A 25,003-nucleotide genomic window follows, 5' to 3' on the forward strand; every position below is an offset into this window, starting at 1 on the left:
TAATTTTATGAATAGATCCAGATGCTGAAAATAACAGCTTCGTTCCTTAATTAGAACGAAGCTGTTATACTGGTGATTAATAATTATTTGTTAACGCTTTCTTTTTTAGCAGCTTCAATATATTCTTTTACCTTCTCTGCAGTTAGCTTAACACTTGGGTCATACTCAGGAGCATCTTCTATTTGTTCAAGGTCGTTCAATCCTGAATTCTTGTAAATTCGATTAATGGCTGAGATCATACGTACTGGCTTATCAGGGTTAGCATTAAAATGCTGATGAATTGTGTTTGGTGGAATGTAGATCAAATCTCCTGCTTCCCACTCAAATTTCTTAACTTCATCCTGTGGAACAAATTCATATTGATCGACAATTTTTACATCACAATCTTGATGCAAGTCATATCCTTTCCCTTCTAGCACATACAAACACTCTTCTGCTAAATGACGATGCTTACCTGATTTGCTGTTAGGCGGAATAATTTGCATATAGGCATCAACGGTTTCCATTCTTGTATTCATTTGCTCATTAAGTAAATGTTTAAGAAGACCTTGACGAGACATTTCCCATGGCATTTCTTCAGATTTAACCACTTTCTTGCGCTGAGCATCTCGTGCAGGCTTAGTAGTCGCATCATCTAATAAATCTTGATAATATTTTTCCGATAAGTCACCTTGTCTCCACACATTTGATTCATCAAAAGCCATTAATTATCATCTCCCTATTAATAAATTTATTATTCCTCGTGCTCTCTTGCTTGGAAACCTACTCCTTCAGGTGTTGGCTCTGTCGGTCTTGGTTCAACTTGCTGTTGGAAGAGCATATTCATGAACATATACATAGGTTTCGTTTTGATAACCAATGCTCTAGCTGGTTTCGTTTTGCTAGCATTGAAATGTTGATGTACACAGTTATTGTGAACAATCGCTACATCGCCAGCTTCCCAATCATATTTAATTTCATCATGAATTTCGTAACCTTTTCCATCAAGGATATAGAAAGCTGCTTCATTAACATGACCATGCTTTTGTGATTTACCACCTGGTCCATATTCTTCTAAATGAATATGGAATGTCTGTGTCATTTCATCAACAGGTTCCATATAATGTTTACTAAAAGTTTGTGGTCCATCATTAAACTTAATATCCTTGCCCTTTCTTACCCTTGGCACTGAACGTAATCTGTCTAATTCCTCTTGGAGATTATATTTCCCTTGAATACCACGAACGAAAATACGGTCTTTTTTACTATGATAATGCGACTCATTACCCATTAATTACCAATCTCCCTTCTTACATTTACTATATATTTCTAAGGCAATTAAAATTTTGCCGTTAGATCTTCTTTTAATGCTACCCGCCAATCAATGTTTCCAGGAGGTAACAGTTTGTCGCACCCACGAACATTTCCATGAGTTTCAGGGTCTTGACCTCTAAGAGTTTTTTCACCTTTTTCTAGTTGTTTTGCTGCTTCAAGAAGGAGTTGACGAGCAGCAATAATCGCTGAATCAGCAGTTCCTAACTTTTCTAGTGATCTATCTGTAAATGGTAATTCTAAAGTTTCTTGTAAAGCAAAATCTTGGGTATTAATTCCTGTAATACCAGTAAATGTTTTATTGCGTTGTAAATCTCGATCTATTAAATAATCATTAGAAGGGTTACGTTTTAATTTATAGCCTGGTAATACGTCTTCTGGACCTCTTCCAAATTGGCTCTCATGTTCCATTACAAATTCCTCAGTGAATGGTACATCTGGAGACCCACTATAAATAAAGTTATAAACCCATGTATTTTCATCATCAATTGGAACCCAAATATGCCCTGCAATACTTGGAAACTCTTCCATTTCACCCGTTTTCCATTTCACCATGGCCCCTCTCATTTGCTGTGCGGGCATAATGAATTGGTAACCTCTTATATACACACCATCCTCTTTTAAATCACGGATACCTACATAAGTAAATCCAGATGGACCCTTTTCAACTTCTAGTTTTGGATTTTTCACTCTAGTTCTCAGTGCATTTTTATCATGAATGTTTTCATTATGTGCAAAGGATGAATGTGATGTATCAATACCACCCTCGAGACCTTGAACCCAGTTACAGCTTTCAAATGTTTTTGAAACATGAACAAAACTATCAGGTGCTCTTAACCATTCGTAGTTAGGTTTAGGAGGCATGTCTTCTTCAGGTCCCATATAGGTCCAGACAACTCCAGCAGCTTCCCAAGTAGGATAAGACTTAATTTTCACTTTATTTTTAAAATTACTTTCATCTGGTTCGTTAGGCATATCTACGCAATTTCCTTCAGCATCGAATTTCCAACCATGATATACACAACGGAGCCCACATTCTTCGTTTCTCCCCCAGAATAATTCAACTCGACGATGTGGACAATATCGATCAATCAAAGCTACTTTTCCATTCGAATCTCGAAAGGCTACTAGCTTCTCACCTAGTAATTGCACACGTACAGGATCGCAATCTGGCTCTGGAACTTCTTCTGACAATAAAGCTGGAAACCAATATCTTCTCCATACCTCTCCCATTGGTGTCCCTTCACCAACACGACATAATCTTTCATTTACTTCTGCTTTTAATACCATTACAACCACTCCCCTAGTTTGTTTAAAAGTTTAATCATTCTATTATTAATTATAAATGGCACTATTAGGGTGAGAAATCGTTAGTTCCGTTATATAGAAACTTATTTTTCGGAAGATTTCGATTTTTAATTAGAAAGCTATATTAACACTATATAAATCGTAACAAACGATTCCAATCGTTCCCATTCCTAAGTTTTAATCAACTGATAAAATTATTCGTAGCGAATATTAATATTTTTAATTTGTGTATAACTTATTAATTCATCAAGAGAGTGCTCTCTGCCGATCCCACTATTTTTGTATCCACCAAACGGAGCCCCTTTGAAGCGTTTGCCCCCATGTCCGTTTACCCAAACGTAGCCAGCTTCAACTCGCTCAGACACTCTTAATGCACGTGAAAGATCATTTGTCCAAATATTAGCGCAAAGTCCGTATTCAACGTCATTTACTTCATACAACATCTTCTCTTCATCATTCCATGAAAGAACACTCATAACAGGTCCGAAAATCTCTTCTTGTTCGATCTTCATTCCATGTTTCACTTCAGAAAAAACAGTTGGTTCAATAAAGTTTCCATCTTCTAACTCTGTATCTAGTGGATGCCGCCCGCCAATTATTAGTTCGGCGCCTTCTTCTTTTGCAGATTCTATATAGGACATAACACGGTTATAATGTTCTTTTGAAATGACTGGTCCCATATCAATCATTGGATTGGTTGGCATTCCACATTTTATTTTTTTCACTAAGCTTATAACTTCTTTCAAAAATTCATCTTTTTGGGTCTCATGCACAAATACTCTTGAATTTGATCCGCAAGATTGGCCCTGAGACCTAGAAAAATTCATTCCAGCAACAGCTGCAGCTGCAGCCTTCTTTACATCAGCATCAGGATAAATAATTAACGGGTTCTTTCCACCTAACTCTAACGAAACCGTTTTGATTCCTGCATCCTGTATAATTCGTCTTCCGGTTTCGACTCCTCCTGTAAAAGCAATTCGATAAACATGAGGATGCCTTACGAGTGCTGAACCACAATTCGGACCATCACCAGTTACAATATTTAAAACCCCAGGCGGTAAACATTCCTCTGCAATCTTCCCTAATAAAAGAGCACTTAATGGTGTTTGTTCCGCTGGTTTTAGTACAACTGTATTTCCAGCAACAAGTGGCGCTGCTATCTTTCCTGCTGCAAATGATATTGGATGATTGAATGGTAAGATCCTACCTACCACCCCGAAAGCTTCCAATCTTGTATAGTTTAGTCCCTCACCTGGAGTCTGGATCGTCTGTCCCTTAATTTCCATTCCTAATCCCGAGAAAAAGTCTAGTAATCCTGCTCCTTTTTTGGCATCTGCGACCATAGCTTCATATGGATTTCCACTATCAAGAGCATCTAGCATACCAAACGTCTCAGCCCAATTGCGGATTTTGTCAGCAAACCTTCTTAAAATTACACCTCTTTCATCGATATGAAGTTTATTCCAACTAGGAAATGCATCCTTTGCTGCTTCGACAGCTTTAGAGACATCTTCTGTATTACCTTCTGGCACTTCAGCTAATGGTTGGTTCGTGGAAGGGTCATATGAAACAAAACGCTTACCAGAAGTACTGTCTACCCATTTCCCACCAATAAACATCTTCCAACCATCTGTTTTTTCTTGAGCAAAATTCAATAAATCAGATGCTTGTTCAAAAGGTAAATTCATTACTACCTCCCCCAATAAGAAAGCACTTACATTTTTTTGTACCCTACTATAATTTAAAAGACTACTAGATATTATTGAAGTCTCTACTTTATGACCATGGGGAAACAGTTACAAGTAATGGGTTCGGTTCTCCTTCTCCACCAGCAGTTTTTAAAGCTTGATCGGTTTCAGCTAATGGGAAATTATGAGAGTTCATTATTCGAATTGGAAACTTACCAGACGCAATACAATCGATTGCCATCTCGACTGATTGATAACTATGGCCTCTAACTCCTTTTATTGTTAAAGTCTTTTTAATCACCTCATCAATATTCCAATCTGGTATCAATTGATATTTATAAGCTCCGAGTATAATACAACCACCTTTTTTAGCAACATCAATCGATGAAGTGACAGGGCCTGCTCCTCCAGAGGTCACATCAAGTACAACATCTACCATGTTCCCATTTGTTATGTCTTTCACTCGTTCAACTATGTCCTCGCTACTAATATTTATAATGTGATCGACACCTAATTGTTTTGCTAGTTCCAATCTTTTAATACTAGTATTTCTTCCAGTTACAATTACTTCTGCTCCAGCATACTTTGCAGCTAAAGCACAAGCTAGTCCTTGCTGACCCGGTCCTTGAATTAATACTACTTGTTTTGGGCCAACTTTCCCCTCAATGCACATCCATTCGAATCCATTTGATAAGGGCAATGCAAATGATGCTTCAACTGGATTAATATCATTTGAGATTTTATGGAGTACTGCATTTGGGTGTAAATAAATATATTGAGCAAACCCTCCGTACAAGGCAGGTTTTGTATCTAAAGAAGTTGCGCCATAGCGAATTCCACTTTTTCTAGGATCGGTTTCTTCGCAAGCACGAAATGATCCCGTTCTGCAATGCTTACACTGGCCGCAAGGAATATACTCTTCCATTACAACCCGGTCTCCGGGAACAACTCCCCATTTCTTAGCTGCCTTTTCACCAATCTCCTCAACTTCTCCAACAATATGATGCCCAAGAATTCTTGGTGATTGTTTTTTTCTGTAATAGTCTACATCTGTCCCACAAACACCTACTACTTCTACTTTTAACAGCCCTTCATCTTCTCCAATCTCAGGTAAATCAAACTTACGAATTTCAGTTTCTCTCACGTTTACCGCAACCGCTGCGACTGCCTTTTTAGACATGAGTTAACCTCCTTTCAAATCAACAACATAATAAATTTTCTATTTTTAGGATAATTGAAATTAATTTTTTATAAAATTCTCCGTTCTTTCATATGGTACATAAATTTAAGGAACATCCTCATTCTTTTCCTTTTGCGTTCGTCGTGTTAGCATGGTGCCAATTAAGAGACATCCACCTGTTGCCCAAAATATTGGTGATATTCCGGCAAAAGAACCAATCATTCCAAAAAGAATTGGAGCAATAAATTGTGCTCCTCTATTAATTGTGATTCGCATCCCTAAAACCTCACCTTGACGACCTTCTGGGCTGTTATTAATAGCATATACAAGACTTAATGGCTGTCCGAGTCCGAGTCCAGCACCTAAAAAAACAGCTAAAATAATAAGTGGTATAGGGTCTTGATACAATGGAACAAGGGCGTAGCTTAACCCACTAACAACCATAGTCGTAAATAGAATATGATTTCTTCCAAATTTGTGCACTAGATGATGTTGAATGATCCGAACAACCATAGAAGCTCCCGCTAAAATGGAAAGAATAATCCCTATAAAGCTAGCACTAACCCCCACACCACTTGCATAAATGGGGAAATATGCAGTAAACAATTCTTTTGAATACAAGACCATTCCACCGATTAACAGCGCATTTCGCAACTTAGTATTCATTAACAACTTAAAAGAAGACTCACTTGTATTATTTAAGGATTGTTTAAAATTAGGAAATTGCTCTTTTCTCAACAGTAAAATTAGGAACCAACCAATACTAACAAGACAAACGATAGTTACAAAAGTAGCTTTCACACCTAATAAGTCATACGTAAACCCTGCAATTAATGGGCCAACTAGCGATCCTGCAGAACCTACAAAAGTTAATGTAGCAATTAACTTATCTCTCGACCCACTTAAATTCCCAACAGTTTTTTGAATAGAGACAACAATAAATATTTGCGAAAAACCAAGTAACATTTGGGTAATAAATATACTCGGAATACTTACATTGAATACAGGGATGGAGACAGCCAATAGCGTAAGACTCGAACCTATAAACATCATCGTTTTTGCACCGAAGCGGTCTAACCACTTACCGACATATAACGCTGTCAGCATGGGTGTGAATGCATAAACAGATACAAGGGCTCCAATTGTTAAAGCAGAGGCTCCCTGTGAATTTGCATACAAAGACACAACTGGCTTTAATGCAAATAAAGAAGTATGAAATAGGAAATGGATAACTAGAAGAATGATATACACGGTTATCCCCCTCCGTAATTAGTTGAGGTTACTCTTAAATAGAAAATAATTTCTTGAAATATGAATTGTTGTCAGAAATCCCAGTCCATGGTACACAGTAAATTAACTCTTGTTTGATATTCTTAAATTAACTCCACCTAAATTTATAATATCTTGATTACAAAAAACTCTATAAAACGTACACTTAATTACAAACTATTTTTTCGGGTATTAATAGCTTACTTTCTATTGAGCGGAACACGGTCCTTTGTAAGCAGAAGTTCTAATCTAAAAAAAGGACATTCTCCAAAAGAGAATGCCGACCATGTATAGTTCAACCTTTCAAGTTTCCTATGTGTGATTCAAACCATATTTATATACGATTATTTTTAAATAATTCTTCCTTTACTTCATGCACATGCATAACGTCAGCATATTTGTGGTGCATATCAAATAGATTGACTTTGTGTGAAAGCATGCTCCTATCAAAACAACACTCTTCAACAACGACTGGATGAAAGCCATTTGAATATGCATCAACTACAGTAGCCCGTACACATCCACTTGTACTTTCTCCAAAAATAATTATTGTATTTATACCTTTGCTTCTTAAATAATCAGCTAGTTCTGTCCCAAAAAAGCAGCTCGCTCTTTCTTTTTCAATGACTAAATCCTGCTTACTAGGCGTAAACTCTGTTTTAATTTCATATGAATGACCACTTTCATTATTCCTTCTTCTAAACGTTGAATTGTTGCCAGTCCCTGTTTTCTTCGTTGAGTAAATGATTGGTAATTCTAATGAACGTGCTGTTTCAATTAATTCCACAGTCGGTTTAATGGCACTCCAAGCATGTATACCACATGAGCTTGGGTATTCTTTATATAAATCTATTACAGGTTTAGGACCCCCATCATATACTAGGTTATATAAGTCTACCGCTAATAGTGCTACCTTAGAGCCAACATAAGTCTCACTTTCATATGATTTATATATTTGAAAAATATCTTCATGCATTATATCTCTCCAACAACGGTTTTCGAATTCTGAAATTTCCGCCATTTGTTCTCTCCTTTCAATTATAATTCACCTTCAATTGCATTAATTATGATTTGTTTTACTTCTTCATCCTCAATTTTTGTTGCAGCAATAGCGATCTCTAGCATTTCTTCACCAGATGCATATAAAAGATCTCGATCAGATTGCTCGGCTTCAGCAATGAATCTTTCATCAGCCATAACTTTATCAAAGACTTCTTGAAGAAATTCAAGGCGCTCCTTTGGAACATCAGGTGGTACGGCTACCGGCCTTCCAACTGAATTTAACGAATTCCACACTTCGATAATGGCTGAAGCTCGCTCTAGGTTATCTGCGTTCGCTAACACTTCAGACACCGTTGGTACATCTAGTAACTCTTCACTACGCTCATTTCCACTTTGTAATAAAGGGATCGTAATTCCTTCATCAATAGAAACTTTACGACTTCCATACGATCCCCAAGTACCTTCAACCTCTCCTCTTAAAATAGCTGGCTCAACTACACTATCGTACCCATGCAATACTTCAGTGTTTAATCCTAATGCTTCACTAATAACTACCGCATCAACATAAGTACTTCCACCCAATCCCGTTGCACCTAACTTAATGGGACCCTCTGTATCTAATATGTCTTCAAAGGTTTGATATGGGCCATCTGCTACCATAGTCAATACGCGAGTGTCTGCTACAATACGGCCTAAATAGCCAAATTCACTTAAGTCGTATCTAGCACCACCAATCTCTGCTATTTGATTAGTCACCATCGCACTCCCATTCATTATTCCGATCGTTAATCCATCCGAAGGTGCCCCGTAAAGTTCATTAACCCCTCTCATTCCACCAGCACCCGGTAAATTATTAACAACAACGTTTGCTCCTGTGTACTCTTCAATATATGGAGCCATCATTCTAGCATACATGTCATAACCAGCCCCAGGGTCATACGGAACGATAAAAGAGATTCTTTTCCCTTCATAGAATGACTTCACATCCTCATTTTGGTCTTCTTTAGGTAATTTGTTTTGTTCCGCAACTCTCTCCGTCACTTCTTCAGTTGTCTTCTCTGTTGAACATCCAATGATCATTAGACTAAACAACATCACAAAACCGATTAATAACAAATTACTTCTCGACATTATTTATCCCCCTAAAAGTTTTGAGTGCCAGTACATCAACCCTCCTTTTTAGACCCTCTTATTTAACCTTATTAAGATAATTGAAATAAAACTTTCGAAACTTTTTATCAAAACGTTTTATATATAAATAATTAATAATCTAATTATTATTTCTTTTGCATACATAAAAAGCTTACTCCGATTAAGAGAGTAAACTTTAAATAAATATCTTTTATCATTCTTCATCTTCACTATTATCAATAAACGTAACTGATAATTCTGAATACGTTATACCTTTTTGCGCCTCGACAATTTGATGTAAGTCAACCAGTCTTTTTTTCTTCCCTCTTACTACAAGGACTTCCAAACATTCTGCATGCGTGAGATGGATATGCATTGTTGATATAATTTCTTCATGATAATCATGTTGTAGATTCATTATTTTAGATACTAAATTATTTTGGTGATGATCATAGATAATGACGATTGTTCCTGCTACAACTTTATATAGATCTGATTGTTCACTCTCTAACACAACTCTTCTTGCTAAATCCCTTAAAGCCTCTGAGCGATTGCTATACCCTTTCTTTGTTAAGTACTTATCAAATTTTTCCACTAAATCTTTTGGCATCGCAACACCAAAACGAGATAAATTATTATTACTCATTCCACCATTTCCTCCTGTAGAACTGTATATCAAACGATCTAGTTCAAAATCTATGACTTTAATATCAATTAGTATACTCTTTGGGGGCTTTTGTAGATGTTATAATTGCATTTCCATGTGAACGATCTCTGTTTCTGAGTTTTCGTCTAAAACAATAGAAAATCCTTTTGACTTCCAAAATGGAAAACCTCCGGGTAAAAATTTATGAGTGTGCAAATATAAGGTTTCATATAGAGCCTCTGTTTGACAAAATCTCACAGCTTCTTGAAACAGTGACGTACCAATACCATATCTCCGATAGGTTTTAGCAATGTAGCATTTACTTATTTCACACGTCTTATTTAAATCATAGCGATTGTGTAAAGCTTTTATCCGATTATCGTAACGGTGTACAGAAATTGTTCCGATTACTTGACCAGCTTGATTAAAACCCGCGACAAAGAAAGCGTCTTTTTGGTTGAGATATACCTCTTCCATGTTTAACAATTGTTTTTTCGAAGCTTCCCCTAATTGAAACGGATACACTTCATGAAAAACTTTTAGAACAAAATCTATTACTTGTGGAACCTCTTCTTTTTTCACTTCTCTGATAAGCACTCTTTCTTCTGTTAACATATCTATCACTCCTCAAATGGTTTATGACTAGACTAGCGATAATAACCCTTTTGAAACTGGGTGTATTAACTCTTCCATCTGATCTAATTCACATAACTCGTCGATGATTTCACCTTGATCCATCACTACAAATTTATCTGACACATATTTAGCTGCATCAAGATCGTGAGAAATAAATAAATATGAGAGACGAAACTGCTCTTTTAAATCAAGTAATAAATCTAACACCTGCACTTGAGCAAAAATATCTAAACTACTAACTACTTCATCAAGAACAATTAATTCTGGTTTAAGAGCAATTGCTCTAGCAATATTTACTCTTTGTAATTGCCCTCCGCTAAACTGGTGAGGATATTTAGTAGCATCGGAAGGTCTTAGCCCTACTGCTTCTAAAAGCTCCTCTACTTTTTCAGTTAGCTGAGATGAAGAAGCCATTTTATAATTAATTAAAGGTTCAGCAATACTTTTAGCAATTGTCATTTTGGGACTAAGAGCATTAAACGGATCTTGGAATACCATTTGAAAATGACATCTTAGTTTTTTCAGTTCTTTTTTCTTTAGCTGGTGTATCTTTTCACCTTTAAATATAACCTGACCTCGATCTGGCTTTTCAAGACCCATAATAATTCGTGCTAACGTACTCTTTCCAGAACCACTTTTTCCAATTAGACTTGTACATGTTGCTTGATCCAATGTAAGTGAAACATTTTTAAGAACATCTATTTGTTTAGATTTCTCCCAAATGAAACTGTTAGATTGATAGCTTTTTGAAATGTCTTTCAATTCAAGGATACTCATTTTATCCCTCTCTTCAGACGCATACTTGCATTTATTAGTGCTTTAGTATACACATGCGATGGTTGATGAAAAACTTTGAGTAACTGGCCTCTTTCAACAATTCTCCCCTCATACATAACAGCAACTTCATCTGCTAATTTTGAAATAACATCGAGATCATGAGAAACAAGTAAAATGCTCGTATTACTCTCGCGTTTAATTTTCTCAAGTTGTTCCAAAATTTGATCTTGTGTAACCTTATCAAGTGCTGTTGTTGGCTCATCTGCTATGATAACTGCGGGACGCAATAATAGTGCTATAGCAATTAATACACGTTGAAGCATGCCTCCACTTAATTGGTATGGAAATTGCTTTATCAAATGAAGTGGAGATGAGAAATCCATTTTTTCTAAATAATACATTGCCATTTCTTTCGCTTCTTTACGTGTCACTTTTTTATGAGTTCTTACTGTTTCAATCATGTGTTCTCCAATTGTAAACACAGGGTTAAAAGAAGACATTGGATTTTGAGTAATCATGGCAATCTCACTACCACGTATTTTTCTTGCTTTCTTATTTGATAAGTTTAGAATTTCCTTCCCCATCAATTGAATACTTCCAGTCGCATGAATGCCATCTTGTAATAAGTTCAAAATCGAATGACAAGTAAGTGTTTTCCCCGATCCACTTCCACCTACAAGGCCAAATACTTTCCCAGGGGATAAAGAAAAATTCACTTGATGAACGACTTGAAGCGCTGTTTCTAATCTTGGATTTGGAATATAAATATTTAAACTGTTTACGGAAAGCACTGTTTCATTTGACATCGCAAGCAACTCCTAACTTCTATGTTCCATTTTGTCTCTCAAGGCATCTCCAAATAGGTTAAATGCCATTACGACAAGAAAGATCATAAGACCTGGATAGACCATCATTGATGGATGACTTCTCAAAAATTGTCTACTATCATTAAGCATCGCACCCCATTCTGCCGTAGGTGGCTGAATACCTAAACCTAGAAATGAAAATCCTGCAATGTGTAATAGAATCGTACCCATATCAAGTGATGCTAAGACAATCATTTGAGGCAGTATACCTGGCAATATATGTCGAATAATTATTTTTGAATTAGATGTTCCTGACATTTTAGCCGCCTTAATAAATAATTGCTCTTTATAGCTCAAAACCATCCCTCTAATTATTCGTGCATAACTAACCCACTGGATTAGAATCATAGCAATAATAAGGTTAAACAATCCTGGTCCAATAATCCCGACAAATGCTAGGATTAAGATTAACCCTGGAAAAGCTAGAATAATATCGCAAAACCGCATAAAAACATAATCGACTTTTCCACCCTGATACCCAGAAAACGTGCCGATGATAATACTAATTAACATCGTTACCACAACAACGAGAACTGTACTTCCTAATGAATAACGTGCACCATAAATTAATCGTGAGAGGATGCACCTCCCCTGATGATCTGTTCCTAATAGAAACTCTTTAGATGGACCTAAAAGTCGCAGCTCTATACGTGCTAAGTTAGGATCATGCGGTGCAAGGAAAGGTGCAAATATAGCTACAGTTGCTATCAATACAATAATTGACCCACTTAAGAACAATAGCTTATGGTGAAAAACAACTCTTCTAATCATTTCAATCATTTGTGTGATCCCCTTTCCACCTAATTCGAGGATCTAGATAAGCATATATAATGTCTACTAATAAATTCACGAGTACAAAAATAATCGTCAATAGCAATACGATAAATTGAATGACAGGATAATCTCGATTTAGAATAGCCGACACGAAGTATCTACCAATTCCCGGCCAAGAAAAGACACTTTCCACGATGACAGTCCCGGCTAGCATATGACCTACACTCATACCTAATGCAGTTATAAATGGTAGAGCGGCTAGTTTTAACACATGTTTTCCAATGACAATCTTTTCTTTCAACCCCCGACTTCTTGCATATAAAATAAAAGGTTGTTTCATTTGCTCTAACATGCTAGACCTTAATAGCCGAGTAAACGTAAAGGTATATACAAAACACAGAGTAACCGTGGGTAACACAAAGTGTGCTAGTGTTCCCCTCGAACCAGTAGGGAACATTCCTAATTTATAGGAAAAGAAATAAATAAGGAGAAAACCAAGCCAAAAGGACGGCATTGATGCCCCTAAATAGGCAAACAGTCGACTAATTTGATCAAAAACACCATCTTTATATATAGCTGAGAATACTCCTACTGGAACACTGATTATAACGGTTACAACAAATGCTGCTAAAGTTAACTGTACCGTGGGAAGTAAATAATAAATGGTTTCTTCAAAAACTGGGTTACCTGATACAAATGAAGTACCAAAGTCGAATTGAAAAGCATTCCCCAACCAAGTGAAGTATTGTACAAGCAAAGGTTGATTTAAACCTAATTCATGACGAATATATTCGATTGCTTCGTCTGTCGGTGGAATTTGCGACAGACGAAGATAAGCCTCAGCTGGGTCGCCTGGTACTAAATGAATGAGCAAAAATGTAATAAATGATGTACCAAATAGTATAGGGATAAGGCTAAGTAGCCTCTTCAAGATAAATCCTAGCATTATTCAACATCAATCGTTTCCAACGGTAGAACATAGTTCATATGTGGAAATTCAACCCCACTTACATAATCATGATAGACAGCAATATTTGTACTATAAGAAATTGGTAAATAGACTGCTTGTTCATGTAATGTACCCAAAATATATTCATACTTTTCTTGCCTAACTTTTTCATCTGAACTTATCAAAACTTCACTAATCTCTTGATCAATTTCTGCTTTCATAGGTAATCCAAATTGAGCTTGGTAGTCAGCATGTGCAGGAACTCTCATCGAAGAGGCAAACGTATGCGGTTCGTATGGGGCTCCCCATGTATTGTTAAAAATAAGGTGGAAATCTCCATCTTTTTGTCTTTGTTGATAAGATTGAGCCTCTTCGCCAACGAGCTTAAGTGAGATACCAGCTTGACGTAGATCTCCTTGTAATGTCTCTGCAATTGCTTTTTGCAAATTATCTGTGGCACTAAAAGCTAGCTCTAATTCTAAAATTTCTCCATCCTTTTCTCTGAATGTCTCTCCTTCAGCTAATTCCCAGCCTGCTTCATTTAACAGTCGGTCTGCTTGTTCAAGATTATAATCGTAAGGAGTTAATCCAAGGTCGCTGTATGGAACATTTGATGCAAACAAGGTATCAGCTTTTTCATCTGTTCCATAAAACAAACGATCAATAAGAGCTTGTTTGTTAAAGCTATGCTGAATAGCTTGACGTACTTTCAGTTCCTTTGTAGGACCGTTATTTGAATTAACTGCTAGCGTTCTAGTAGAAAGAGGTCCTGAAATTCCTGTTTCATACTGGTTTGATTCCTTTAGAAAATTAAATGAGTCTAGACTAATCAAACCAGTACCAAAAATAAGGTCGATTTCTTTATTTTCAAACGCTAGTACTCTCGCCTCTCCGTCTGGAATGACTCGAATCATTACTTCTTGAACATTAGGAAGTTCGCCCCAGTAATTTTCGTTAGCTTTAAATAGTGCATACTCATCTCTTTTATATTCTTGCAGTACCCAAGGGCCTGTACCAATTGGCTCTTTAATGCCCTCAACTGTATTTCCGTCATCCGGAAACCCGTTATCACCTAGAAATCGAAACGGCCTTATAAGCGTTAAATCTTGAAGTAAAGGATAATATGCATTTGTTAAAGTAATTTTAAAAGTAGTGTCATCAATTACACTTGTTTCTTCAATTTGATTTACAACTTCGATCCAGTCATGCCTGTCAGCATTATTTAATACAGCATCAAAGTTCTTTTTTACATTCTCTGCACTTAACTTGGAGCCGTCAGAATATGTAACATTTCCCCTTAAATAAAACGTATATTCTTTCCCATCTTCAGAAATTTCCCAGTCTTGCGCTAACCAAGGTTCTATTGTTCCGTTTTCACCGTACTTCACGAGTGGTTCATATACCATATTTTGAGCAAACATTTCATTTGGAGAATACATATGAGGGTTTAAGGGACCAATATCCTTATCCCATGATAGCGTTAACATTTTTTTATTTTCTGAAGTTTCCCCTTGAATTTGCTTAGAATCTGTTACGGTCTTTTCATTACATGCAGCTAAAATGGTACCTGTGACTAAGACTAATATTATAAATATAAAATTATAAACTTGCTTCACTTTACCCAGCTCCTCATGAATAATCTTAATCGTCTTTAAAATATTAATGACCTGCTTTCTCGCCAATTACAATATACCGTCGGTAAGGTTCTATAAAAGAAAGCCTATACTTTAACGGAAAACTTTTCGAATCGACTTTTAGGAGTTGCTCCATCGAAGCGGTACTAATATTAGAAAGACCGGCTGCTTCCATTAATGACATCACCTTACCTTCATCAGCTCCTTCAAAAGGGAGTTTCTCATTGTTAATCCTAGTTTTATATCTTTTTCTCCAATTAATTGTATATCGTTTTTCACTAATCATAACTAAGTAGTTTCCAAGTAATTGCTTATACTTTCGTCTCATGTCCATATTGTGGTTCGTCCAATCACCATCGAAAATTATTAGTTTTCCCCCTGGCCTTAGAACACGTACCCATTCTCTTAGTGCAACGCCAGGATGTGGTAAGGTCCAGAGCAAATGCCTGTTAACGACCACATCAAATGAATGATCTTCAAAGTCTAGCTTCTCTGCATCTCCATGAAGGAATCGGCAGTTCAAATCAATAGCAGTTGCTTTCCTTTGAGCAATTTTTAGCATTTCAGTTGATAAATCAACTCCTGTACAGTTATGTCCCATTTCGGCTAGTAACAGTGCTAAAAAACCTGGGCCTGTTCCAACATCTAAAATATCTAAGGAAGATTTATTATCAATTATTTTATCTAGCGTCTCTTTCCACACTGATTTTTGCTCTTCTGATCTTAAATGATATTCACTTCTTTGCGTATATTGTTCTGCTCTTTTATTCCAATCTTGCATGACACCTTGCTTTTCATTTCTCACTCAAATCACCGCCTGTAATATTTTAAAAAACTTTGATAAATCAAATTATTTATAATATTTGTTTTATTTGTTTTAATCATAAGATCGTAACACCAATTTGTAAATAAATAACACGTTATTTCTCTTTTGGGCGTTTTAATTGCTTGATTAATAATTTCATTCATTTCTAAAAGAGTTGTCTATATTAGAATCACTTGTTGCATTCCTGAAAAAATACCACAGCTGTTTTAGCTGTGGTAGCTTTATCAGTTTTCTATTGTTAGAGTAAAAATCGCTATAAATCAAATTACTTCTATTAAATCACATACTCTTCTTGAGTAGATTTAACAAATAGATCTTCTACGTTTAACTTATTTTTTATAAGTCCTTGTTCATACGAATATGTTACAAATGCATCTAATGTCGCTTTATTATTTTCTAATCCATAAGGCCAGAAATCCTCGCCCATAATTTCTTTTGTCCTTTCAATCTCAGAAACCAACCAAGGCAATGTCACCTTCAATGCAGCAGTTTGGTTGAACCCTTCATAGACTTTTTGCTTCGATTTTACAAATGCTTGATAAAGGTTAGCCGCAACCCATGGATTTTTCTCCAATATTTCATTTTTAATCGCTACTACATGCATAATAGGAAAGATACCCGTCTTTCGAAAATACTGCTCTTCCTCAGAAACAAAATCTGTGAAAAGTCGGGTTACATTCGGTGACCCATTTAAAAAACAAGAAGGTGCTCTAGGAGCGATAAATGCATCAATTTCACCAGACTCGAGCATTTCATTCAATGTTTGATCCTCATTAATTGGTTGAATATTAATTTCTGGTGGAAGATTTAACTTTATTTTCTCAATTCGTCCTGCTTTTTCCTGACCGCCTGTATACCAGAAGACACTTGATGGGGAGACCCCATACTCATGGTGAAGAATTCCTCTAATCCAAACACATGCCGATAACTGATATTCAGGAATTCCTATCCTCTTTCCTATTAAATCAGCTGGTTCTTTAATTCCTGCATGTTTATTAATATAGATCCCTGAATGTCTAAAAGATCTGGACATAAATACTGGGATCGCGGAAAAGTTAGGAAAGCCTCGATCACGTGCAATTAAATAGGAAGAAAAAGATAGTTCAGCAACATCAAATTCCTGATGCCTCATCATTCTCCAGAAGGTTTCTTCAACTGGCATATTGAGCCAATTTAGCTCAATTCCTTCGGGCTTTACCGTGCCATCTGTTAACGCACTAATTCGATCATAGTCCCAGCAACCAAAAGAGAGTTGCAATTTACTCATTTCATCTCCTCCAAACAAATAAATATCTTTCAAACTACTCTTACAATAAATTTTATTAATTGATTTACAAAGGTTTTGTTCTCATATATAGAACACTTTTTATAGACTCATCTGTTCTTTTTTGTTCCCTTGTTGTTCTTCTTCCTTTAAGCGTGTAAAATACGCACCAACTAAGAGAATACCTCCACTCACTAAAAATATAGAAGATAGGCCCGCAAGACTTCCTATTCCACCAAAGAGAAAAGGAGCAATAAATTGAGAACCACGGTTAAACATAAGTCTCATTCCTAACACTTCCCCCTGCCGATTAGTAGGGCTAACATTTAAAGCAAAAACAAGGCTAAGTGGCTGCCCTAATCCAAGACCTCCTCCTAGTAAGATGGCAATGGCAATTAATAATAACGGAATGTCTGTGAATGGTAATGTCGTATAGGCAACTCCACTAATAAGAAGAGTAGTTGTAAGAATAATACTTCTACCAAACTTTCTTACTAATTGAAATTGTAATAAGCGAATAACCATCGCCATCGCTGCCATAAAAGATAGCGTAATCCCAATCTGACTTGCATTCATACCAATTCCCTGGGCATAAATAGGGAAATAGGCCACAAACACATCTTTTGAAAATAATACTAAACCACTTACTATAAGCGCTTTTCGTAAATTAATATTATCTTTTAATAACACCCACGAAGGACTTTGTTTATTAGGAGTTTTACTTGTTATCCCCCATGCTTTCTTTTTTGTGAAAAAAGTAAATCCAAGGGAAACTAATACTAAAGCAGCAGCTAAAAAATAAGTATATTGAAACCCGAAATATTCATAACTAAATCCAGAAATAAGAGGTCCTAATAATTCTCCTAGTGAACCAGCTAGGCTAAATGTAGCAATTAGTTTGTCTCTATTACCAGGCAAATTTCCAACTGTTTTTTGAAGCGACACTAAAACAAATAAATGAGATAATCCAAAAAGAAATTGAGAGATAAACAACGTTACAATATTAGGGATTATACCTGGTATACATAGTGCCAATAACATTCCAAATGCACCAATACTTGATATTTTTTTTGCTCCATAACGGTCTAACCATTTTCCGATTGAAACTGCCAATAACATTGGGATTAACGCAAAACTAGAAACTAGAATACCAATTGTAATTATAGAGATTCCAAGTGAATCAGCATATAGTGATACAATCGGCCTTGTTCCATGCAGGGCTATACTATACAATGCTTGGATAACTAGAATAAAATAAAACAATTTCATAACTGTTTATTTCCTCTCTTTAGGTAATTAATTTTGTCATTATCAAATCACTAAGTCTTTTATCACAAACACACACCGACAAAAAATTCAAAATCCTATAATTAAACAATTGAAAATCTCCTAAAGAAATGTTACGTTATATGTATATTTTTTTGAAAGCCTTTACATATATTAACTATTATTAAGTGGAGGTTTAGGAAATGAAAGAGAATAAAGAAGTATTATCATCAGTTCACAATGCGATACGTATTCTTAAAGAGTTCTCGCCAGACAATAGAGAGCTAGGAATCACACAGCTTAGTAACAAGTTAAACCTTGCTAAGAGTACTGTTTTCCGCTTAATTAACACTTTATGTGAAGCAAATTTGGTTCAAAAAAACCCAAAGACCCAAAAATATAAATTAGGTATTGGAGCTTTTGAGCTTGGTTTTCTTTTTTATCACACAGTCGAAATACGCCATGCTGCAACCCCTATCATTGAGAGACTAGTAGAATCGACACGAAAAGTTGCTAGGTTAGGTGTGTACGATCGTGGTGGTGTTGTTTACCTTTCAAAAAAAATTCCTCGAGATGATTATGGAACGATTTCAGAAACAGGAAATAGGGTTCCATGTTATTGTACAGCTGTCGGAAAGATGCTTTTAGCCTATCAAGGTGATGAAGAAATTGATCGTGTTTTAGATAGACCTCGTAAAAAATATACAACAAATACCATTACAGAAAAACATGAGTTGATAACTGAACTAGAAGTAATAAGGCAACGTGGTTACGCAATGACTAATGAAGAATTGCGATTAGGTATTTGTTCAGTTGCTGTGCCGGTATTTGATGATTTTGATCAACTGATTGCTTCATTAAGTGTAACTGGATTGAAAAATCAGTTTTTATCCGGACAATTACCATACTTAATAAAAGAGCTTAAACATCATAGTGCGTTAATTACTGAAAATTTAATTATGGAATAATTTAGTATTTTGGAATTATTTGATTTATATTTTAATTCTAATACCTTCAAAGCTACGTTTTCATTCATGCTTTCCTGTATATAGAATCCTTTTATTAAATTTAATTACATACACACTTATCACTAGGATTGCCCTTTTTAAGAAGGGAAGCATGAAATGAATCAGAAACATTCAAAACTTCTTCTAACTGCAGAGTTTTTTGTACTCAATAATCCGCAATTCCCCCCTCTTTATTAATTAATGATAATTACAATAAAAAAAGCTGCCACTTAAAGTGGCTAACTTTAAGTAACAGCAACTTACAATATTTATTATTGTATTTTTAACATCCAATATAGGGATTAACAATTGTAAGGTGTTAAAACACAACCTACTCCAACTCCAACAGCAAATCTCCTGTCTGTATCGCTTCCCCATTACTCACATGAACTTCTTTCACGACACCGTCAAATGGAGCTTGCACTGTGGTTTCCATCTTCATTGCTTCTGTAATCATAAGGTGATCACCTTTTTTCACTTGATCCCCCTTAACAACTAATGCTTTTAAAACCGTACCAGGCATTGAAGCACCAATATGACTTTGGTTTCCTTTGTCAGCTTTTACTTTGGCTGTGACGATGGATTTTACATTTTGATCTTTAATTACCACTTCACGAGGTTGACCATTTAGTTCAAAATAGACTATCCGATTGCCATCGCTTTGCGGTTTAGAAATCGAAACGAGTTTCACAATTAATGTTTTTCCTTTTTCAATTTCTACCTCAATTTCTTCACCTAATCTTAGTCCATAAAAGAAAGTAGGCGTATCTAGCACCGATACATCTCCAAATTGCTTACGGAATTGTTCAAATTCTAAAAACACCTTCGGATAAAGGGTATATGAAAGCAAATCATGACTTGTTACTTGTCTTTCTAATTTATGAAAGAGTGTTTCCTTCATTTCTTGGAAATCAACTGATTCCATCGTTTCCCCTGGTCGTCCTTCAAGCGGTTGTTTTCCTTTTAAAATGATGGTTTGCAGCTCTTTTGGGAACCCTTGATATGGTTTGCCGAGCTGCCCTTGGAAAAATTCAACAACTGAATCCGGAAAATCTAATTGCTGTCCTCGCTCAAAAATATCTTGTTCTGTCAGGTCATTTTGTACCATGTATAGTGCCATATCACCAACTACTTTTGATGACGGCGTTACCTTTACAACATCACCGAACATATCGTTAACAGATCGATACATCTTCTTTACTTCATTCCAGCGATCTGTTAAGCCAACTGCTTTCGCCTGTTGCTGAAGGTTGCTATATTGTCCACCAGGCATTTCATGTTCGTATACTTCTGTATGAGGAGCATTCATGCCACTTTCAAATCCAGCATAATACTTACGAGTTGCATCCCAGAACTCAGCTAATTGTTCAAATGCTTGAATATCGACATTTGGTTGTCTCTTAGACCCGCTCAGCGCATAATACAAACTGTTTGCACTCGGCTGAGACGTTAGCCCTGCCATTGAACTAACTGCGACATCAACAATATCTACTCCTGCTTCAATTGCTCGTGCATATGTGAATAAACCGTTTCCACTAGTATCATGTGTATGCAAATGAATTGGAATTGTAATGCTGTCCTTTAACTCGGTAATTAACTGATAAGCCGCCTCAGGTTTTAACAAACCTGCCATATCTTTAATCCCAAGTATGTGAGCGCCTGCCTGCTCTAATTCTTTAGCTAATGTTTTGTAATAGGTTAAATCGTATTTCGTGCGGCTTGAATCCAAAATATCACCTGTATAGCACATTGATGCTTCAGCAACTTTTCCATTATCGCGAACAGAATCAATTGCCAGCCTCATTCCTTCTACCCAGTTTAAGCTGTCGAAAATTCGAAAGACATCAATCCCTGCTTCAGCAGACTTCTTAACAAATTGTTCAATAACATTATCCGGATAGTTCGTATATCCGACCGCGTTGGATGCACGTAGTAACATTTGAAATAAGACATTCGGTGATTGCTTGCGTAATGTCAACAAACGCTCCCATGGATCCTCATGTAGAAAACGCATCGTTACATCGTACGTTGCTCCACCCCACATTTCCATTGAAAAAAGATTAGGCAGTAGTCTAGCTGTCGGTTCTGCAATTTTCTTTAAGTCATGTGTCCGAATTCTAGTTGCAAGCAAGGATTGGTGGGCATCCCGGAATGTTGTATCAGTTAATAAAACCTCATTTTGTTCCTTTACCCACTTCGCTAGTCCTTCTGGTCCATGCTGATCCAAAATTTGTTTCGTTCCATTTGGAATCGGATCTATATACATTACTTTAGGAACAGGGGGTTTTTCAAAAATTGGTTTTTTGATCTGTTCCAACCCAGGGTACCCATTAACAATGGTTTCACCAATAAACGAAAGCATCTTCGTTCCTCGGTCTTTCCGCTTTGGAAATACAAACAACTCTGGAGATTGATCAATAAACGATGTATTGTATTCTCCCGATAAAAACTTCGGATGTTGAACGACGTTTTCTAAAAAAGCAATATTCGTTTTAATCCCACGAATTCGAAACTCACGTAAATTACGTAACATTTTCGATGCAGCTCCGTCAAATGTAAGCGCCCATGTCGATACTTTTACAAGTAATGAATCATAGTAAGGGGTAATAACTGACCCTTGAAATCCATTTCCGGCATCCAATCGAACTCCAAATCCACCACCGGAACGATACGCATTAATTCGTCCGGTATCCGGCAAGAAACCGTTACTTGGATCTTCTGTCGTTACTCGAGATTGAATTGCAAATCCATTACAAACAATGTTTTTTTGACTTGGAATTCCTAGTTTAGGTCCATGTAACTGTTCTCCGTCAGCAATCATGATTTGTGATTGAACAATGTCAATGCCCGTCACCATTTCGGTAATCGTATGCTCTACTTGGACACGCGGATTCACTTCAATGAAGTAGAATTTCCCGTCATCTGTAGCTAAGAATTCAACTGTACCTGCATTAACATACTTTATGTTTTCAGCCAACTGTACAGCAGCATCACAAATCTGTTGACGAACGTCTTCACTTAAAGAAACACTCGGAGCTATCTCAACGACTTTTTGATGGCGTCGTTGAACAGAACAATCTCGTTCATATAAATGAACAATATTTCCATGTTTATCAGCCAATATTTGCACTTCAATATGCTTCGGATTCTCAATAAATTTCTCAACATACACTTCATCATTACCAAATGCAGATTTGGCTTCAGATTTGGCACGATCATAAGATTCACGCAGTTCACTAGCAGAGCGAACGATACGCATCCCTCGCCCACCACCACCAAGTGAAGCTTTAATGATAAACGGGAATCCATGCTTACCTGCAAACGCTTCAACTTCCGCCACATTCTCAACTGGTCCATCACTACCTGGAATAACAGGCAGTCCAGCTTTCAACGCTTGTTCTCTTGCCTGAACTTTATCGCCAAACATATCTAGGTGTTCCAGTTCTGGGCCAATAAATATAATTCCTTCTTCAAAACACCGCTTCGCGAAATCAATATTTTCTGACAAAAACCCATATCCAGGATGGATCGCATCAACCTCGTTCCGTTTTGCTAGTTCGATAATTCCTTCAATATCCAAATACGCTTCAATTGGCTTTTTTCCTTCACCAACAAGGTACGCCTCATCGGCTTTATAACGGTGAAATGCTCCTGAATCTTCATTCGAATAAATCGCAACTGTTCGGATGTTTAATTCGGTACACGCACGGAAAATTCGGATAGCAATTTCCCCACGATTCGCTACTAATATCTTTTTAATGTTCATAAATGTTCCTCTTCTCTTTATTGTTCTTTCGTCCATAATTATTAAAAAAACCTCAATAAATCGTTCAAGAGGTACAAGATTACAAATGAAAATAATAGACTTGAATCATTACTTTCACAAAGTACGAAATATTCCTGTAATCAGACTAACTAGTTTGTTTTAGAATACCTACCTCTACCTTAAAATATCAAGAACTAGTTCGGCTAATACATGAAAAGACATTCTAACAACTAGAATGCCTTCTCACAAATACGACGCTGTGCTACTTACTCCCTTGTAATGTTTTCTCAGGCTCAAATGTCATAATCGCATTTCCACTTCCAGATGACTGGGCATAAGTATGGAATGATGGTTTATAGCTATCTTCTAATGTTCCAAGTAACATAGCTAAGTGACGTCCCCCTCCTTCAACGCCAGCAACATTTGCGTATTGAGGAAGCATTTCCTTAGCTAAATCCCAGTTTCGATTCAAAATATAATCGATAAATTGTTTATCTAAAGCCTGTTCTGAAACAGTCGGCATATGATGACGGCCACGTACTAAATTATGAGCAAGGGCACCACTATAAACAAAGACGTATTTTTTATCGCTATTGTTTAACACTTCACCAATCGCTTGCCCCCATTTATACGTTTCTTCCAAACCAGCTGCCATTGTAATTGACAAGTTAACAACAGGAATATCTGCATTTGGGACAAGGTAGCGTAAAGGTACAACTGTTCCATAATCCCATACATACGTTGGATCATTCACCGCGATAACAGGAAGACGTGCATGTTTTCCAGCTAAAACAAGCTCCTCTCCCAGTGCTTGGTCTCCAGGATAATCATAGGCAACATCCGAAATAATATCCGGACATTCAAATGCAGTTAAAATTCCTTTATGTCTTGGCGACACATCTACATAATGATGAAACGTTGATTGCCAGTGACAAGAAATTAAAATAACCGCATCTGGTTTGATCTCTTCGATTTGCTTAGAGATTTCATCCATCTTTGCCACGATATCTTGTTGAAAGTCAGGAACATTTTCACGATGACAAATACTAGGAACATGAGCAGCTAAAATACCTAATTCAATCGTCATTTTTCATTCCCCCTATAAAAATTAAAATCTCCCCAAATAAACAGCTTGAATCAGTTCATCTCTACTTAGAAGCGTTACGTTTCTCTACTGACTCACCAGCAATTCCCCAATGAGATTTTGGTACTTCTGTAACCAAAACTCGAACACTCTCTTTTGGAACCTCTAATGTTGAGGAGATCGTCTCAGTAATATCAGCAATTACCTTCTCGATTTTCTCCTTCGGTCGCCCTTCCATCATGTTAACGTTTACAATAGGCATAATACTTTCCCACCTTTTTAATTTTATCAAGACGCTACTGTTACATCTTGAAATCCTATCGGGCTTTATGAATGATTACTTTTTATACTAGTTTACGAGTAATAGAAAAAGGGAGGATCGCCCTTTTACCCTCAATAGTGCGAACATGGTGCGATGGCTCCGCTCGCCGTACGCCTTTTGAGAAGACCGCTCACAAAGGCTTTAAAACATTGCAGCGGCTTCGCTCTTTGCTGAGAGTAATACAAAAGGGAAAACCTGCCCTTTTACCCTCAATTGTGCGAACATGGTTGCGATGGCTCCGCTCGCCGTGCGCTTTTTGAGAAGATCGCTCACAAAGGCTTTAAAACATTGCAGCGG

The 25,003-nt window shown here is 36.6% G+C and carries 22 protein-coding genes; 1 reads left to right on the forward strand and 21 read right to left on the reverse strand.

The genetic code is table 11. The features are described 5' to 3' along the window. Positions 1-83: 83 nt before the first annotated feature. The 18 genes from AC1FXP_RS04300 to AC1FXP_RS04385 all read right to left on the reverse strand — a co-directional run bounded on the left by AC1FXP_RS04300 (position 84) and on the right by AC1FXP_RS04385 (position 18,530). Positions 84-704: a cupin domain-containing protein gene (locus tag AC1FXP_RS04300; protein WP_480058957.1), complete on the reverse strand. Its 621-nt coding sequence runs from the start codon at positions 702-704 to the stop codon at positions 84-86. A gap of 29 nt (positions 705-733) precedes the next feature. Further along, positions 734-1,270 carry a cupin domain-containing protein gene (locus AC1FXP_RS04305; RefSeq protein WP_480058958.1) on the reverse strand — a complete coding sequence of 179 codons (537 nt, stop codon included), beginning with the start codon at positions 1,268-1,270 and terminating at the stop codon, positions 734-736. Between the two features lie 47 nt (positions 1,271-1,317). Beyond that, entirely contained in the window at positions 1,318-2,601 is a 1,284-nt protein-coding gene (locus AC1FXP_RS04310) for a Rieske 2Fe-2S domain-containing protein (RefSeq protein ID WP_480058959.1), read from the reverse strand. Between the two features lie 212 nt (positions 2,602-2,813). Further along, the gene (locus tag AC1FXP_RS04315) at positions 2,814-4,307 is read right to left on the reverse strand and encodes an aldehyde dehydrogenase family protein (RefSeq protein ID WP_480058960.1); all 1,494 of its coding nucleotides are present in this window, start codon (positions 4,305-4,307) and stop codon (positions 2,814-2,816) included. 88 nt (positions 4,308-4,395) lie between these two features. Continuing rightward, on the reverse strand, positions 4,396-5,487 hold the full coding sequence (locus AC1FXP_RS04320; RefSeq protein WP_480058961.1) for a zinc-dependent alcohol dehydrogenase: 1,092 nt from the start codon (positions 5,485-5,487) through the stop codon (positions 4,396-4,398). Positions 5,488-5,592: 105 nt separating this feature from the next. Further along, positions 5,593-6,738, reverse strand: coding sequence for an MFS transporter (locus tag AC1FXP_RS04325; RefSeq protein WP_480058962.1), 1,146 nt, complete (start codon positions 6,736-6,738; stop codon positions 5,593-5,595). A gap of 352 nt (positions 6,739-7,090) precedes the next feature. After that, positions 7,091-7,777, reverse strand: coding sequence for an isochorismatase family protein (locus tag AC1FXP_RS04330; RefSeq protein ID WP_480058963.1), 687 nt, complete (start codon positions 7,775-7,777; stop codon positions 7,091-7,093). A gap of 17 nt (positions 7,778-7,794) precedes the next feature. Beyond that, on the reverse strand, positions 7,795-8,889 hold the full coding sequence (locus AC1FXP_RS04335) for a Bug family tripartite tricarboxylate transporter substrate binding protein (RefSeq protein ID WP_480058964.1): 1,095 nt from the start codon (positions 8,887-8,889) through the stop codon (positions 7,795-7,797). Positions 8,890-9,103: 214 nt separating this feature from the next. Next, on the reverse strand, positions 9,104-9,535 hold the full coding sequence (nikR, locus tag AC1FXP_RS04340; RefSeq protein WP_480058965.1) for a nickel-responsive transcriptional regulator NikR: 432 nt from the start codon (positions 9,533-9,535) through the stop codon (positions 9,104-9,106). 99 nt (positions 9,536-9,634) lie between these two features. Then, complete coding sequence (locus AC1FXP_RS04345; RefSeq protein ID WP_480058966.1) at positions 9,635-10,150, reverse strand: GNAT family N-acetyltransferase; 516 nt, start codon at positions 10,148-10,150, stop codon at positions 9,635-9,637. Between the two features lie 27 nt (positions 10,151-10,177). Further along, on the reverse strand, positions 10,178-10,948 hold the full coding sequence (locus AC1FXP_RS04350; RefSeq protein WP_480058967.1) for an ABC transporter ATP-binding protein: 771 nt from the start codon (positions 10,946-10,948) through the stop codon (positions 10,178-10,180). Next, a complete protein-coding gene (locus AC1FXP_RS04355; protein ID WP_480058968.1) occupies positions 10,945-11,754 on the reverse strand; it encodes an ABC transporter ATP-binding protein in 810 nt (269 codons plus the stop codon). Before AC1FXP_RS04355 ends, AC1FXP_RS04350 begins: the two co-directional genes overlap by 4 nt. A gap of 12 nt (positions 11,755-11,766) precedes the next feature. After that, a complete protein-coding gene (gene nikC / locus AC1FXP_RS04360) occupies positions 11,767-12,594 on the reverse strand; it encodes a nickel ABC transporter permease subunit NikC (RefSeq protein WP_480058969.1) in 828 nt (275 codons plus the stop codon). Then, positions 12,587-13,534, reverse strand: a complete 948-nt coding sequence (gene nikB / locus AC1FXP_RS04365) for a nickel ABC transporter permease (RefSeq protein ID WP_480058970.1) — start codon at positions 13,532-13,534, stop codon at positions 12,587-12,589. The genes nikC and nikB overlap by 8 nt, the downstream gene beginning before the upstream one ends. Continuing rightward, positions 13,534-15,153 carry a nickel ABC transporter substrate-binding protein gene (nikA, locus tag AC1FXP_RS04370; RefSeq protein ID WP_480058971.1) on the reverse strand — a complete coding sequence of 540 codons (1,620 nt, stop codon included), beginning with the start codon at positions 15,151-15,153 and terminating at the stop codon, positions 13,534-13,536. Before nikA ends, nikB begins: the two co-directional genes overlap by 1 nt. A 43-nt stretch (positions 15,154-15,196) precedes the next feature. Beyond that, complete coding sequence (locus tag AC1FXP_RS04375) at positions 15,197-15,976, reverse strand: class I SAM-dependent methyltransferase (RefSeq protein ID WP_480058972.1); 780 nt, start codon at positions 15,974-15,976, stop codon at positions 15,197-15,199. 295 nt (positions 15,977-16,271) lie between these two features. Next, the gene (locus tag AC1FXP_RS04380; protein ID WP_480058973.1) at positions 16,272-17,264 is read right to left on the reverse strand and encodes an ABC transporter substrate-binding protein; all 993 of its coding nucleotides are present in this window, start codon (positions 17,262-17,264) and stop codon (positions 16,272-16,274) included. A 99-nt stretch (positions 17,265-17,363) separates the two neighbouring features. Next, positions 17,364-18,530, reverse strand: a complete 1,167-nt coding sequence (locus tag AC1FXP_RS04385) for an MFS transporter (protein ID WP_480058974.1) — start codon at positions 18,528-18,530, stop codon at positions 17,364-17,366. A gap of 200 nt (positions 18,531-18,730) precedes the next feature. Between AC1FXP_RS04385 and AC1FXP_RS04390 the strand changes: the two genes are divergently transcribed. Further along, positions 18,731-19,495, forward strand: a complete 765-nt coding sequence (locus tag AC1FXP_RS04390; protein ID WP_480058975.1) for an IclR family transcriptional regulator — start codon at positions 18,731-18,733, stop codon at positions 19,493-19,495. A gap of 370 nt (positions 19,496-19,865) precedes the next feature. On the opposite strand, the gene pyc is transcribed toward AC1FXP_RS04390, so the two are convergent. From pyc to AC1FXP_RS04405, 3 genes are all read right to left on the reverse strand, one after another. Next, positions 19,866-23,300 (reverse strand): pyruvate carboxylase, encoded by a 3,435-nt coding sequence (gene pyc, locus AC1FXP_RS04395; protein WP_480058976.1) that lies wholly within the window; start codon positions 23,298-23,300, stop codon positions 19,866-19,868. Between the two features lie 262 nt (positions 23,301-23,562). Then, positions 23,563-24,387: a DODA-type extradiol aromatic ring-opening family dioxygenase gene (locus AC1FXP_RS04400; protein WP_480058977.1), complete on the reverse strand. Its 825-nt coding sequence runs from the start codon at positions 24,385-24,387 to the stop codon at positions 23,563-23,565. 61 nt (positions 24,388-24,448) lie between these two features. Next, positions 24,449-24,646 carry a 4-oxalocrotonate tautomerase gene (locus AC1FXP_RS04405; RefSeq protein ID WP_250097530.1) on the reverse strand — a complete coding sequence of 66 codons (198 nt, stop codon included), beginning with the start codon at positions 24,644-24,646 and terminating at the stop codon, positions 24,449-24,451. Positions 24,647-25,003 lie beyond the last annotated feature (357 nt).

This window comes from Halalkalibacter sp. HAAS-P013, assembly GCF_056619925.1.